Source organism: Vibrio rotiferianus (genome assembly GCF_002214395.1).
Lineage (GTDB): Bacteria > Pseudomonadota > Gammaproteobacteria > Enterobacterales > Vibrionaceae > Vibrio > Vibrio rotiferianus.
Genome location: NZ_CP018312.1, coordinates 1,712,855 through 1,726,327 on the forward strand (window position 1 = coordinate 1,712,855; position 13,473 = coordinate 1,726,327).

Here is a 13,473-nt window from a genome sequence, read left to right on the forward strand (position 1 = left end):
TTTCTGTTGGTTTTAGTCATGATCGGTGGTTTGAGTATCTATAACTATCAAAGCTCTATGGATACCATCATAAAAACGACTATTACATCCAGAGAACATAGTGTAGCCGCGCTGGTTAGCCATGTAAGTGATGCTGTACATGGCAACAACTACGCGAACTTATTACTTCCAGCATTAAAAGCTCAACTTAATATGCAAGGTGAGCTTAACTATCTGTACGTGTCTGGGAATTCCTCCATAAGCCAGCGTCGTATGGAGATCGTCTACAGCAGAGAAATAGGCGAAGTCTGGCGTAGCCACTACCCTCCTAATTATGAATCAACACTCCAACAACGACTCAGCCGCCTTAATTCCGTTAGAGACTCAAACCTTAGTACTCCAGACAAAGTTGATTACCTGATTAATCGGTTAGTCGACGCTAAATCAAAGTATCGCCAGAGTTTGGAGTTCAACCAAAAATACATCAAAGACCTTACGCCTTGTCGTGCAGAGGACAAGAGCCATATTGATTTTGAGAAAGGACTTATGTACGTCAAAGTACCTCTGGTAAATGGCGTATCCGGCTCTATCGAAATCTTATATGACATTGAACAAATTAATGAAATCAAACAGGCATTCATCCTAGATTTATTCAAAGAAATCGTTATCAGCTTAGCGATCTCGTATCCACTACTATTGACTTTGTCCTATCGCCTGTCGTCACCTATTAAGCGCCTATCAAATTTCATGAAACAAAACTTTGAATCCATTTCAGTGTTGCAAGTGCCAGAAAGCCATAGAACAGATGAAATTGGCGAATTAGCAAAATCTTTTAGTCAACTGGTCGATAAGGTCACTGATAAAAACAAGCGATTAAATGAACTCACAAAACATGACCCTCTAACTGGATTGTTAAATCGCCGCTCTCTCGATTCTTCTTTCCGACTACTGAGCTATCAATCTCAAGAAGGTTACATTACATGCTTCTATATCGACATTGACCTTTTCAAAGCTTACAACGATCACTATGGTCACCTTTGTGGCGACGAAGCCTTAATGCATGTGAGCAAAGTGGTCAGTAAATTAGCCGATATCCACCATGGCTATGCTTTTAGAATGGGCGGAGAAGAGTTTGTATTGATGGTTAATCTTACCAGCCTAGAAGAGGGTGAGATTCTGGGCGAAACCCTAAGAAAAGAAGTTAAAGATCTGAACATTGAACACGCATCGCAGGCAAAAGATCGAGTGTTATCAATTTCTATTGGTGTTGCATTCTGTTCGAGCCAAGAGGGCGAATATATTGATACCTGCGTACTGCTCGATAAAGCAGATGCCGCGTTATATCAAGCCAAAGAACTTGGCAGGGATCGGGTTGTTCTTCATTCAGAAACCCAAAGGGGAACACACCATATGCCCCCTCAGTCGTTATAAATCAGCTCGACTAACCAAGTTGTGAGTCAACACAATGATAAATCTGGTGACTGCCTTCCCCTCTTTCTAGCATTTCATAAGCCAATCTCGCCACTTCTTGGCGATAAATCAACCCATGAACCTCTGTGGGCTCGTTCAATACGCCAGTACCAGTAGCTTCACCATCTTTTAACCCTCCTGGGCGGATTATCGTGTAATCCAAATCGCTGGTTTGTAACCAAGCTTCCGCCAGTGATTTCTCACGAACGACACCACCAAAACCGGCTTTAGAACGGTCAGAAAGGTATTTCCAGCTATCACCGCAACCAAGTGACGTGACCAGAACAAAACGCTTGAGCGATGCTTTACACGCAGCATCGATAAGGTAACGATGGCCAAGGTAATCTACCGGAATGTCTGCACGGAAACTGCCCATCGTGCTGATGATGATGTCTTCTTGATTAAGCTGTTCAACAACGCGATCAACCTCTTCAGCAACCGTAGCATCACATGCAAGTGTAGACTGACAAATCGCCTTCAATTCTGGGCTTTTTTCTGGATTTCTCGCTACTCCAACCACTTCAGCACCTTTCTCTGCAAAATACTTTGCAATTGCCAATCCAAGGCCACTGCTTGCGCCCCAAACTACAACTCTATTCATCGCCACCTCTTTAATGGTAATAGTAATCAATTACATGTTAAGAGGAGATTACCTCACTTTGATATTTCATGTTCCCATTTTTATCAACCAAACTATTACCCAGTTCAAATTAATGACTTAATTCTTTATATGAGGATAATATTTTTTATTAACACCAAGTATCATTACTGAGATAACACATATATAAATAATAATTAAAACGTCGGACAAAGTAATGAAGCAATCCCCTGCTAACTATTCACCAACAGGCTTTGAAGTAGATCTTAAACATGCGTTAATTTGGGTAGCGAGAGCACTCGATTACGTCGGTGTGGATGACACACACCACAGTCACAGAGTGGCGTATATCGCTTATAAATGTGCAGTCGCGATGAAATGGGATATTAAAAAAGCGGAGTTTTGTTACTTCGCTGGAATGATTCACGATTGTGGTGTTTCTGAGACTAGAGAGCATATGATGCTACTCGAGGAGTTGGTTCCTCAGGATGCTCAAGCGCATTGCATTAGAGGGTATCAGTCGCTAAAACAATGTAGCTTGCTCGCTCAATTTGCGACGCCTATCCTTCATCACCACACTCGTTGGCAAGACCTAGAACAATCGGATATTTCACCATTTGAAAAAGATATCGCTGCCCTTCTCTACTTGTCTGACCGATTGGATTTTTTAAGAGCTCATTACGCTACAGACTGTCACTCTGATTTGGTGACACTGCATGAAAATATTATCGCCGAAGCCGTACTCGCGAACTCAGGAACACTATTTAACCCCGACATGTGCGAAGCGATGGTGAAACTCATCATGACAGACGGTTTCTGGTTTGCAATGGAGTCAGAAAACATCGAAACCATCGGCTTAAGTTTCGAAAATATAGATTGGTTACAAAAACAACTCACGATTGAAGACCTCAATAGCCTTGGGTTGTTTCTAGCGAAGATCGTTGATGCTAAAAGCCCTTTCACTTATCAGCATTCTCAAAAGGTTGCAGAGCTTTCAAGGTACCTAGCAAAAGAAATGGGGCTCGATGAACACCATCAAGAGATGATATTTATCGCTGGTCTAGTGCACGATATCGGAAAGCTAAAAACACCTGATGAGATCCTGCATAAGGAAGGTGCGCTAGATGAAGAGGAATACACTCGAATCAAACGTCATACGATAGACACAGAGCTAGCACTTCATAAAGTGTTTCCAAATGCCAAGATAGCAGAATGGGCGTCGAATCATCATGAAAGACTGGATGGCTCTGGATATCCTTACCACAAAACGGCAGAAGAACTCGATATGCCATCAAGAATTATCGCGGTTGCTGATGTCTTCCAAGCTCTGTCCCAAGATCGCCCTTATCGAGGAAGAATGACACAAGATCAAATCGCCCAACTCATGGATGAAATGATTGATAGTCAACAACTCTGCCACGATGTTTATGGCGTCCTGACTCAACACCTAGAATACTGCTACCAAATTTCCACAGACGTGGAATAACCTCTAGCAAGAAGCAGAAGGACACGTCTAACGTGTCCTTTTCGTTTAGTGTGCGATATCTAGCTGATTGTCTTTTACACCGTTGATACGGAACCAACCCGCAATACTGAATCGCTCAGCGTTTGTCGGTAATACTTCGTGTGGGAATTGCTCAGATAAGAACACGAACAGACGACCCGAACGCGGTGGAATCGTTGCAATCTCGTTGTCGTTCAAATCGTATACCACCAACTCACCAGCATCTTCTTCGCTCCACGATTCATTCATGTAGAACACGGTCGTTAAACGGCGGTTTTCATTGCCTTTGAAGCAATCGAGGTGTTTTTGGTAGAAGTCACCTTTCTCGTATTTCGCGAAGTGCGCTTCATACTCAAACAAACCAAGGAAGAAATGACGGTTTGCTTCCAAACGGATCTCTTCCATCTTGTCTAAGAAAGACGCCACTGGCGCGCCCATATCGCGCTTCAACCATTGGATCTTGTCACTACGAATGGTTTCAATACGAGTCACGTCGTCGTTACGACCAATACGTGCTTTCTTCCAATCATCAGGAATACAGTCACGCAGCTCAGCCACTTCCTCTTGAGAAATAAAATCATCCCAGATGTAGTATCCGTGCGTCGATAACGCGTCGATCAATTTGTTCATTCTATTTTGTACACTCGTGTAGGTTTGGGCGGTCTATATAAGAAATCCGTGCTACAACAACAAATTCCATTTTCTATCGACACGACAAATCCACACAAATAACAAAGTACAGACGCAAAAAAGCCGCTCTCAAGAGCGGCTTAAATAGGTTCAATTGCTGCGTCTAAATTATCGAGTTTGAAGCGCAATAGAACGAGGTCGGATTGGACGAATTCGTTGAATCACTGGGCGTTGTTTTTTCTTAAGCTGGATATGACACATTTCCAGCACTAGACCAAACGCCATCGCGAAGTACACGTAACCTTTGTTGATGTGAATAGCAAAACCTTCTGCCATCAACAGACCACCTAGCAATACTAGGAACAGCAGTGCAAGGGTCTTAAAGCCCGGGTAACGCGTCACTAGATTGTTGATTTTCTCCGCCGTTAATACCATTACAATTGCTGACGAGATGATTGCCGCCACCATAATAGGTACCTCGCTCGTTAAACCAACTGCGGTGATCACCGAGTCCATTGAGAACACAGCGTCAACTGCAACGATCTGCAATAAAACCACGGCAAGACCAGTACGAACATGAGTCGAGTGACCGTGTTCTGTATGCGTTAACCAACTCCACAACTCTTTCAAGCTTTTCGCCAATAGGAACGCACCACCCGCAATCATAATCAAATCACGACCGGTAAACGCGTAGTCGCTGAAGCTGATTAATGGCTGGGTAAGCTGCATGATCCAAGAGATCGAGAACACCAAAACAATACGCGCCATAACTGCTAGGCCAATACCTAGATTTCGAGCAAGTTTACGCTGGTGTTGTGGTAATCGTTCACACAGAACGGAGATAAATACGACGTTATCAACGCCTAAGACAACTTCAAGAGCAAACAAGGTAGCGAAGATAGCCCACGCTTCTGGTTGCATGAAAAGTTCTAACATGAGTACGCCTCCGGTGATTGGAAGCCATACAGTGAATTGTTCTGTCGACTAAAGGGGTCGTCCATTAAGTTTATTTAAACCTCTGTTACTTAGGAAAGTTGAGTTAATCACCTCTCCTATTCGTTCGCAATCCCCTATTTTGTCAGGGTTGTGTCAGCCATCTTTCGTACTCTAAAGGTTATTGCCTTCGTTCAACCCGTCAGGTGCCGAGTTGAGCCAAATGTTTATATAGAACACGAAAAGAAACGCCTGATTTTCCGTGTTTCTACAATAGTAAAAAATTGTTTCATACTGATATACTGGACAAAATCACACGAATTAGCCTTGCGAATGGATTACATAACACTCTCACGCATTAGCCTTAAACACCTTACCGTATTGCACATGCTGCTCACGACCCACAGCGTGACTCAAGCAGCGGAACAACTTTGCGTGACCCCTTCTAGCGTGAGTAAAACGCTCAGCCAATTGCGCGACATTCTAAAAGACGACCTTTTTTACCGCGATGGCACTCATTTAGTCCCAACGCCATTTGCCTTGAACATCGGCCCTTCCGTACACGGCATTCTTTCCAGCATGAACGGTTTGCTCTATCAAGGTTCGTTTAATCCTGCGTATTACGAAGGTCGATTCTCTTTGGCGATGCGCGAAAGCACCTTTGAGATCTTCGCGCCTATGTTACAAAACCTATCTCAACAGATGGGCAGCCGAGCGCAATTGAACGTCTACGCAAAAGAGCAGATGAGTTTTGATTCTCTGATCCGTGGGCAAGTGGATTTTATGATTCTGCCCCACGACATTAGCCAACCACCAACGCACAATAAGGACTTGGTATGGCAGACGATTCTAGAAGATGAAATGATCTGTTTAATGGGCAGTAATAACCCGTTAGCGACGGAAGAACTCTCAGTAGAGAATTACCTGTGTGCGAGACACATTGGCATTCATGATAAAGACTTATCCCAACCTTACTTTGAACAGAACTTAACTCAGCGTTATGCCAAGCGCAGCATCGCGATGCACGTAGCAGACTTTGGATCCGCAGCGGTAATGTGCCACCACTCCGATTATCTGTTTACCTGCTCTAAGCTCTGGGCGCGAGTGGCATTACAAGCGAAGGGGTTAGTGGAGAGATCTCTTCCATTCGAATATGGACAAGTAGCGTACAGTTTGGTGTGGAATAAAGCGAGCCTGAACGATCCCGCTTTAAGATGGCTACAACAACAAGTGCTTAAGGCATGTGAAACCTTGGGGGTATGCAGCAAGCCCAGAGTGAATAAGCTCTAAGCTCATTTACCTTGCTTTACTACACGTAGACCGATGGCATGGTCATTGGTCTGCTAACAAATTGACTTAACTGAGCGTGGAAGCGTTCCATTTCATCCTGAGAACATTTCTCCCACTCCAGAGCTTCACCCGTTACACCATGATGTTGAAAGGCATTCAAACGGATGTTGACCGATTCTGGCAACGATTGCAGATAATGCCCCACCGTTGCAACTTCCGTATCTAAGTCGCTTTTACCCGGAATATGAAGCAAACGCACTTCATACAACTTGCCTGCTTGCGCTAAATACTGAATGGTTTGGAATACACGGTGGTTATCTCGCCCGACCAACCAGTGGTGCGTTTCACTTTGCCACGATTTAAGGTCAATCATCGCGCCATCCATGTACGGCAACACTCTTTCCCAACCTGCGGTAGATAAAGAGCCATTGCTATCGATGAAACAAGTGAGATGCTGTAATTCAAGATCGTGTTTGATCCCTTTAAACAGCGCAACAATGAAAGGAAGCTGTAAGGTAGATTCCCCACCGGATACAGTAACACCGCTAATGAAAAAGCGCTGTTGGCGTATCAAATCGAGCATTGCCTCCACAGAGTAGTCAGTAATTTTTGGATTAGATTGGTGCTGACATATCTCTATACAATGGTCGCAGTGGGTGCACTCCTCTTTAAGCCAAACAACGTTGTTGCTTTCGTCGAACTTCAGTGCGCCAGCCGGACACTCACTCACACAATCACCACAATGATTACAGTGATTGATGGTGTGCGGGTTGTGGCAGTTGATGCACTGATAGTTACAACCCTGTAGAAAGATGACTAGACGGTTTCCCGGTCCATCAACACAAGAGAACGGAAGGATACGAGTTACCTTAGCCAAGAGGTGTTTCGATCGTCTAGCCATCTTATTCTTATCCGTCACCAATTACTTAGCGTAAGTCGGTGACATTTCGTGGCTCACCACACGTGGTGAACGCTCTAAAATACCGGTGTTCTTCGCCGCTTCTGCACCTAGGAATGTGGTATTGGTACGTGAACCTTCTGCATCGTATTTTGCGATATCAGACAGTTTCACCATGTAACCCGTTACGCGAACCAAGTCGTTTGATGCAACGTTTGCCGTGAACTCACGGTAACCTGCATTCAATGCGCCTTTACATAGGTTGAACATCGCTTCAGGGTTTGATTTCACCGTTTCGTCGATGGTTAAAATATCGCTGATACCAGAACGGTAGTACTGGTGATGCCCTGCCGTTGCCTGCACGTAAGACACTGGATCTGGTTCGTTGCCGTAAGGAATACGAACGCCTGGTGTTACATCCAAATCAAGACTGATGCCACCTTGTGCGTGCAGTAGCGCTTTGCCTTCTAGGCCAAACTTCACTGGTGTGCTTTCTACCAAGTCAGACAACTTTGCAGAGATCGCATGACCTAGCTCGTTTGCGGTTGCATCTTGGCCATAACGGCTTGCATTGCCCTCTTTCTCTTGCAATACGTTTACCGCTTCTGCCATGCCGTAGATGCCATACATTGGCGCAAAGCGAGACTCTTCGATCAAGCCTTCTTGTGTTAGGAAGCCTTTGAAGAACTCAGATTTTTCATGCAAGTGTGAAGCGCGTGCGTCCATCAGCTCAACCATCAAGGCATGGTATTCTGGCAGCACGTTGTTGAAGAAATCTTCACGGTTATCTGCACGGTTTGCTGCTTCTTTCAGGTTCATGCGCACTAGCGTGTTTGAACCACCAGCCAATGGCAAAGAGTTGTAGCAGCTCACAATACCAAAGCGGCCACCTTCATACGCGTTCGCGTGCATCGGATAGTTCGCGATGTGTGGCTTGCTGCACTCACAGATGTTTTGTGTCGCTTGTTTTAATAGGTCATCTGGCGTTACCGCCTCGTCGTACATGAAGGTTAGGTTTGGCGCGATCTGTTTTAGCTCGGCGTCTACTTTCAAAATCGTACGACAAATAATGTTGTCCGTCGGACCAATATTCACGTGCATGAACGCATCTGGCAATGTGCGATCCAGCATGATCCAAAAGTGCTTTAACTTTTTGTAGATTTGCTCGTCAGTGAGGTCACCAACGTAAGGCATTAGCACATCATCAAGTTGACCAAGGTAAACCGGAATGTTGGTTACCGAAGGCACGTGATGGTAAATGATGGTCAACATGTTGATCGCATCATCAAAATCTTCTGCTGGAGCTAACTCCAAGTATTCAGAACCTTGAGAAAGAAATTTTGCGTAGTCTGGCAAAACATAGCGCGGCTTAAACGGCGCGTGACCTTCAAACATGTCACATATGACGCCTTGCTGCATTGCTTGGCTTACCTCGTCAGAGACGGTCATATATGGAATAGTGGCTTCGGCTTCCAAAGCAAGAAAGTTCGATTTCTGTTTTGGAGACAAGTTGCTATCTGTCGCGATAGCAAGGAAACGCTGCTGAAGATCGGAAAGGCTTTGAGTCATCTAAGATGTTCCTGGAGAAAATACAACGAATACGCCCTTTCAAATGATTTACTCATTTCAGAGTATTGTTTGAAAGGACATGTTGAATTCTACGCCTCAGAGATCTTTTCCACTAATGAAAAAAACCAAAATGCTAATTTCCATTTTGGAAATAATGTTTTGCTAATTTAGTCTAAGTTTTAATAAGTTAGCGAAATAATTATCAATTCAGCTACGATGCGCAGTCGACAGCATCACGCCCGCGCTGATGAAGACGCCCCCAGTCAGACGATTGAACAACTTCGCTCGTCCTTTCGCAAACAGCCAATCCGATGTTCTCACACCTAGCAAGCCATAGAAGGTCAGCCAACTCAGTTCGAACACCACAAAGGTACTGGCAAAGACAATATATTGAGTGAATAACGATGCAGATGGGTCAATAAATTGAGGAAACAGTGCGGTAAAGAAAACAATGGCTTTTGGGTTGCTCGAACCAACAATAAAACCGCTAGTAAATGCGCTTAAGTAATTTGAAGAAGATTGCTCTGGTTGCGCTTGTGAAAAATCGGTCTGCTTCGAGCGCAATGCTTGGATACCAAGCCAAACAAGATACGCAGCACCACACCATTTAATGATGTTAAATACTAGCTCTGAAGAGGCGATGACAACGCCAAGTCCGGTAAAAGATAGGGTAAGAATAATGGTAATTGCCGTCAGGCTGCCAAGGGCGGTCGCAAAGGCATGGCGAAATCCATTACTGACGCCTTTACTCAAACAAAGCAGCGAACTAGGGCCAGGAGAGGCAGTCAGGACAAGTATAGCGAGGGTGTAGTAGATCCAAGTATCGAGTTGCATTGGCGCTCCTTTCCAATGTGTAGATGGGTGTGCAAATCGCGTAGCCTATTTGCCTTTCTCAACGTTTCTATCCATGAAACGCAATGATAAAAAGACACCACACTATTGTGATCATAACTGAACAAACTCGAAGTCAATCGAGCTCCTAAATAAAAGTTCTGAGTAAGAAGTCTAAGCAAGAAGCCAGCGTAAAAGCGCCTCTGTTTATCTCACCCCTAACCCACTTTAATCTGTTTAGTTATGCAACCAACATACTGGTAATATGCAACTATGTAAAGTGATTACTTATTCGACAACATCATTCGCACATCGCATCAAATAAGCAGTCACTGTACGTTAGTCATAGAAAGGTTTTGGATCCACTTCTAACGATGATGGTGCAACAGCCTTCTCAACCGAATGTGGACTGTTCTTTAAATCCACCATTGCAACGTCTATATAACGTTTGTATTTGCGCGAGTAGAAACACTTCACGATTGGTTTAAGCGGCTGAGATTCGTTGGATGTCCACACAATACCAACTCGACCATCACTCAATTGCACGATCGAACCCACAGGGTATACGCCAATGCAATTGATAAACTTATACACCAGATCAGGATCAAGGTGGGATGGCGTCAAACTCAATAGGATTTTGAACGCTTCAGCCGAGCTCATGCCCTTTTTGTAGACGCGATCTGCCGTCAATGCATCGTAAATATCCACAATACAGCTCATGCGACCATGCATCGGGATTTGGTCGCCAGATAAACCACGCGGGTAACCATTACCGTCAAGCTTCTCGTGGTGCATTAAACACACATCACGGCTGACGTCACTCAACCCTTTCACACCAAGAATAATTTCTCCCGCAAAGACCTGGTGCAGCTTCATGTGCTCAAACTCTTCTGGGGTTAGGCGGGCTGGTTTATGTAAAACCGCATCATCAACTTTGATTTTGCCGACATCATGAATGATGCCACCAATCGCTAGTTGTTTGAGCGTCTCTTTGTTCAAACCTAAATGCTTACCGAATGTCACTAGTAAACAAGCAACATTGACAGAGTGTTCGAGTAAGTAAGTGTCTTTCTGGCGGAGGGCTGATACACATTGAAGCGCATCAGAGTCGATAAAGACACTCTCGATCATATCATCGGCCCACGATTCAATCTCGTCGACTTCAATGACCTTACCCTCAAACGTTTGGTTTAGGAGCTTCTGAGCTAAACCTTTAGCTTCTGCGATAAGCTTTTTCGCGCGTTTGTGCTGCGCTTCTCTAGTGCGAAAAGCACGAGGAACTTTAGTTTGCTCTTCTACTGGTGATAATTCTTCAGACTCAGCGGCAACGGGTTTAAACACACAAGCACTCGAAGATAACTTTTGATCAACCCAAACAAACTTGACGCCACTTGCTTTTAGTTTCTCGATACCCTGTTGCGTCGACACTCGTCCAGCGTTGGCGAGGTTTACACGTTTATTTTGCTCTATAGCAGTCACAAACATACCAACACCCATGTCTGCAATTGCTATTTTTATCGAATCTTCTGGGTTGTACTGCATAAATCAAAGAATCTGTTTTCTAGATAATTTACTTATTATATGACATCGGACCATTCCTCGTCATAATAAATTAACGCGCACTAAGCTTATTGAGACTTGAGTCAATAATGAGGTTAATTCCCATACGTAAACCAAGGACAATGATTGGTCATTTTGCCGCCATTCGATTTAGTAACGTTATAATTTGCTAGCCAAATCAATAACCACTTCAAATTATTAGTATTTACGGTTGACTATCATATTTAAATCAACATGATTGATACTAAGAGTTTCGAAATTTCAGTCTGTTGCATTATTTTTAGATTTGTTTGCGTAAACGCAATGACACATTAGATTGATAATTATATAACTACTATTTAAAGCACGTAGAGTTAAAGGATAAACTCACTAATCATGTTGATTCGATTGTTCTCCCTAGATCATCACGCCGAGATAGCATTTTCTACAAGAGCGATAGCTAATGACAAGTAACGTTGAGCCTACGGTAACAGAGCAAGACCGGGATTTTCTTAAGATTGTAGAAGAAAAGTTCATCCATATTTTTGATGTCTTTAATGAAGGCTTATTTTATATGGACGAAAATGGAGCAATGGTTTTTTACAATCAAAAATTCTATGAGCAGTTCGGTATTAACGCCGGACGGATTAACCTCGACAGCTGGTTAGAGTTAGTGCATCCACTAGATCGAGAGCGCTTATCTACTCGCGTCGATGCGCACATCATTACCAACAATACTCGCGTCGCTACCACTTATCGCCTCCGCAAACCGAACGGGCAATATGTCTGGATCGAGGGCGTCGCCATGACCAAAGAAAGCGAGTATGGCTTATACATGGTCGGAAGCCATAGAGATATCTCTGAAAGAAAACTGATGGAGAGCTACATCCATCAAGTAGCGTTTCATGATAGTGCATCAGGAATCGCAAATCGCAGTAAGCTACTCCTAGACATAAAAGAACATAAACAAGCGAACTATGACCAAGCATCTCTGGTTTATATTCGTATCGAAGACATCAAATCCTTTATCAATCACTATGGTAATGACCTAGTGGAAGACTTGGTTGATAAACTGTTGGAGACGCTAAATCAACTCCCTCAATCAATCAGTGACGTGTATCGGATCCATGACGACGATTTTGCTATCCTCATCCACGAAGCATACGCACTCGAAGAGCTAATGGAGTTCGTAAAAACCATCAAGCAGCATTACCACCAAGCGATGCGTGAAGATGGAAAATTACTTGGTAGTAATATCAGTATTGGCTTATACCCTACCTTTGATCTTGATCTCTCGGCGGAAGAAATCATTCACAAAGCAGCGCGCACCTGCCAATACGCTTGTGAAAAAAAAGAGGATCATATCGCGGTATACAGCCAGAAAACCCAGCAGGCTGTTGATAGATACTTCTTCATCGAGCAAGGCTTAAAAACCGCACTCGACAACCATACTCTCAGCGTTAAGTTTCAACCTATTATTTGTGCTAAAAAAACAAAGATAGTCAGCTTTGAAGCCTTGGTCCGCTGGCGAAGCGAAGAATTTGGCGAAATTTACCCTGACGAATTTATTCCAGTTGCCGAAAACAAAGGCCTTATCGTTGAACTTGGTTACCAAGTTTTCGCTAAAGCTTGTGCCTTTATTAAAGAGTATAGAGAGCGCTATCAAACCCAGACTCGCGTTAATGTGAACGTTTCTGTTCTGCAGTTACTGAATAGTGATTTCCCCGCGACTATAAAAGCAATGGCCGATGAGGCTGGAGTTCAACCAAGCTCTATCGTATTGGAACTGACAGAAACCTTTATCTTAGACAGTAACCAAGCCGCAATTGAACCATTAAACGCGTTAAGTGAGATTGGTTTTGCGCTTTCTCTCGATGACTTTGGTGCTGGCTATAGCTCTCTCAATTGCTTCTTTGATTTACCAATGACGCAAATAAAAATCGATAAGAGCATGGCTTGGAAAACTCTGACGAATCACTCTTCTCGGGAGTACTTGAAGTTCTTAATCGCCATGTGCCAAGAAAATGAAATAGAAGTCGTTATTGAAGGTATTGAAGATGCCAAAATGAATGTGTTTTTCTCAGAACTTGGGGTTGATTACCTTCAGGGTTACTGGTTCTCTAAACCGCTATCTGTCGCGAGCGCTAGCCGATACACCCTAGTTCAGTCGTAGTTCCACTCATTTTCAGTGCTTGTAACAAAAAGTTCACCCAACCGCGCCTCATCTTATGG

At 43.8% G+C, this 13,473-nt stretch carries 11 protein-coding genes; 4 read left to right on the top strand and 7 right to left on the bottom strand.

Annotation, left to right across the window (positions count from 1 at the left end):
* Nucleotides 1-18: 18 nt before the first annotated feature.
* Complete coding sequence (locus tag BSZ04_RS17070) at nucleotides 19-1,410, top strand: GGDEF domain-containing protein (protein ID WP_088880952.1); 1,392 nt, start codon at nucleotides 19-21, stop codon at nucleotides 1,408-1,410.
* A gap of 10 nt (nucleotides 1,411-1,420) precedes the next feature.
* Here BSZ04_RS17070 and BSZ04_RS17075 read toward each other — a convergent pair whose 3' ends face one another.
* Complete coding sequence (locus BSZ04_RS17075; protein WP_088880953.1) at nucleotides 1,421-2,050, bottom strand: SDR family NAD(P)-dependent oxidoreductase; 630 nt, start codon at nucleotides 2,048-2,050, stop codon at nucleotides 1,421-1,423.
* 214 nt (nucleotides 2,051-2,264) lie between these two features.
* Between BSZ04_RS17075 and BSZ04_RS17080 the strand changes: the two genes are divergently transcribed.
* Nucleotides 2,265-3,533, top strand: a complete 1,269-nt coding sequence (locus BSZ04_RS17080) for an HD-GYP domain-containing protein (protein ID WP_088880954.1) — start codon at nucleotides 2,265-2,267, stop codon at nucleotides 3,531-3,533.
* Nucleotides 3,534-3,578: 45 nt separating this feature from the next.
* On the opposite strand, the gene BSZ04_RS17085 is transcribed toward BSZ04_RS17080, so the two are convergent.
* Nucleotides 3,579-4,181 carry a 2OG-Fe(II) oxygenase gene (locus BSZ04_RS17085; protein WP_010447697.1) on the bottom strand — a complete coding sequence of 201 codons (603 nt, stop codon included), beginning with the start codon at nucleotides 4,179-4,181 and terminating at the stop codon, nucleotides 3,579-3,581.
* Between the two features lie 168 nt (nucleotides 4,182-4,349).
* Nucleotides 4,350-5,117, bottom strand: coding sequence for a TerC family protein (locus BSZ04_RS17090; RefSeq protein WP_012128162.1), 768 nt, complete (start codon nucleotides 5,115-5,117; stop codon nucleotides 4,350-4,352).
* A gap of 330 nt (nucleotides 5,118-5,447) precedes the next feature.
* On the opposite strand from BSZ04_RS17090, the gene BSZ04_RS17095 reads away from it, so the two are divergent.
* Entirely contained in the window at nucleotides 5,448-6,404 is a 957-nt protein-coding gene (locus tag BSZ04_RS17095) for a LysR family transcriptional regulator (protein WP_162531070.1), read from the top strand.
* 19 nt (nucleotides 6,405-6,423) lie between these two features.
* Here BSZ04_RS17095 and BSZ04_RS17100 read toward each other — a convergent pair whose 3' ends face one another.
* The 4 genes from BSZ04_RS17100 to BSZ04_RS17115 form a co-directional block, all read right to left on the bottom strand.
* Nucleotides 6,424-7,305 carry a YjjW family glycine radical enzyme activase gene (locus tag BSZ04_RS17100; protein ID WP_088880955.1) on the bottom strand — a complete coding sequence of 294 codons (882 nt, stop codon included), beginning with the start codon at nucleotides 7,303-7,305 and terminating at the stop codon, nucleotides 6,424-6,426.
* 21 nt (nucleotides 7,306-7,326) lie between these two features.
* Entirely contained in the window at nucleotides 7,327-8,871 is a 1,545-nt protein-coding gene (locus BSZ04_RS17105) for a YjjI family glycine radical enzyme (protein WP_088880956.1), read from the bottom strand.
* A 207-nt stretch (nucleotides 8,872-9,078) separates the two neighbouring features.
* Nucleotides 9,079-9,705 carry a LysE family translocator gene (locus tag BSZ04_RS17110; protein ID WP_010447688.1) on the bottom strand — a complete coding sequence of 209 codons (627 nt, stop codon included), beginning with the start codon at nucleotides 9,703-9,705 and terminating at the stop codon, nucleotides 9,079-9,081.
* 336 nt (nucleotides 9,706-10,041) lie between these two features.
* Nucleotides 10,042-11,244, bottom strand: a complete 1,203-nt coding sequence (locus BSZ04_RS17115; RefSeq protein WP_071235505.1) for a cyclic di-GMP phosphodiesterase — start codon at nucleotides 11,242-11,244, stop codon at nucleotides 10,042-10,044.
* Between the two features lie 460 nt (nucleotides 11,245-11,704).
* Between BSZ04_RS17115 and BSZ04_RS17120 the strand changes: the two genes are divergently transcribed.
* Complete coding sequence (locus BSZ04_RS17120) at nucleotides 11,705-13,414, top strand: sensor domain-containing protein (RefSeq protein WP_088880957.1); 1,710 nt, start codon at nucleotides 11,705-11,707, stop codon at nucleotides 13,412-13,414.
* Nucleotides 13,415-13,473 lie beyond the last annotated feature (59 nt).

Coding starts and splice junctions, on each gene's coding strand:
- BSZ04_RS17105 (WP_088880956.1), bottom strand. CDS start 8,871: ATGACTCAAAGCCTTTCCGATCTTCAGCAGCGTTTCCTTGCTATCGCG.
- BSZ04_RS17110 (WP_010447688.1), bottom strand. CDS start 9,705: ATGCAACTCGATACTTGGATCTACTACACCCTCGCTATACTTGTCCTG.
- BSZ04_RS17070 (WP_088880952.1), top strand. CDS start 19: ATGATCGGTGGTTTGAGTATCTATAACTATCAAAGCTCTATGGATACC.
- BSZ04_RS17095 (WP_162531070.1), top strand. CDS start 5,448: ATGGATTACATAACACTCTCACGCATTAGCCTTAAACACCTTACCGTA.
- BSZ04_RS17115 (WP_071235505.1), bottom strand. CDS start 11,244: ATGCAGTACAACCCAGAAGATTCGATAAAAATAGCAATTGCAGACATG.
- BSZ04_RS17075 (WP_088880953.1), bottom strand. CDS start 2,050: ATGAATAGAGTTGTAGTTTGGGGCGCAAGCAGTGGCCTTGGATTGGCA.
- BSZ04_RS17100 (WP_088880955.1), bottom strand. CDS start 7,305: ATGGCTAGACGATCGAAACACCTCTTGGCTAAGGTAACTCGTATCCTT.
- BSZ04_RS17080 (WP_088880954.1), top strand. CDS start 2,265: ATGAAGCAATCCCCTGCTAACTATTCACCAACAGGCTTTGAAGTAGAT.
- BSZ04_RS17085 (WP_010447697.1), bottom strand. CDS start 4,181: ATGAACAAATTGATCGACGCGTTATCGACGCACGGATACTACATCTGG.
- BSZ04_RS17090 (WP_012128162.1), bottom strand. CDS start 5,117: ATGTTAGAACTTTTCATGCAACCAGAAGCGTGGGCTATCTTCGCTACC.
- BSZ04_RS17120 (WP_088880957.1), top strand. CDS start 11,705: ATGACAAGTAACGTTGAGCCTACGGTAACAGAGCAAGACCGGGATTTT.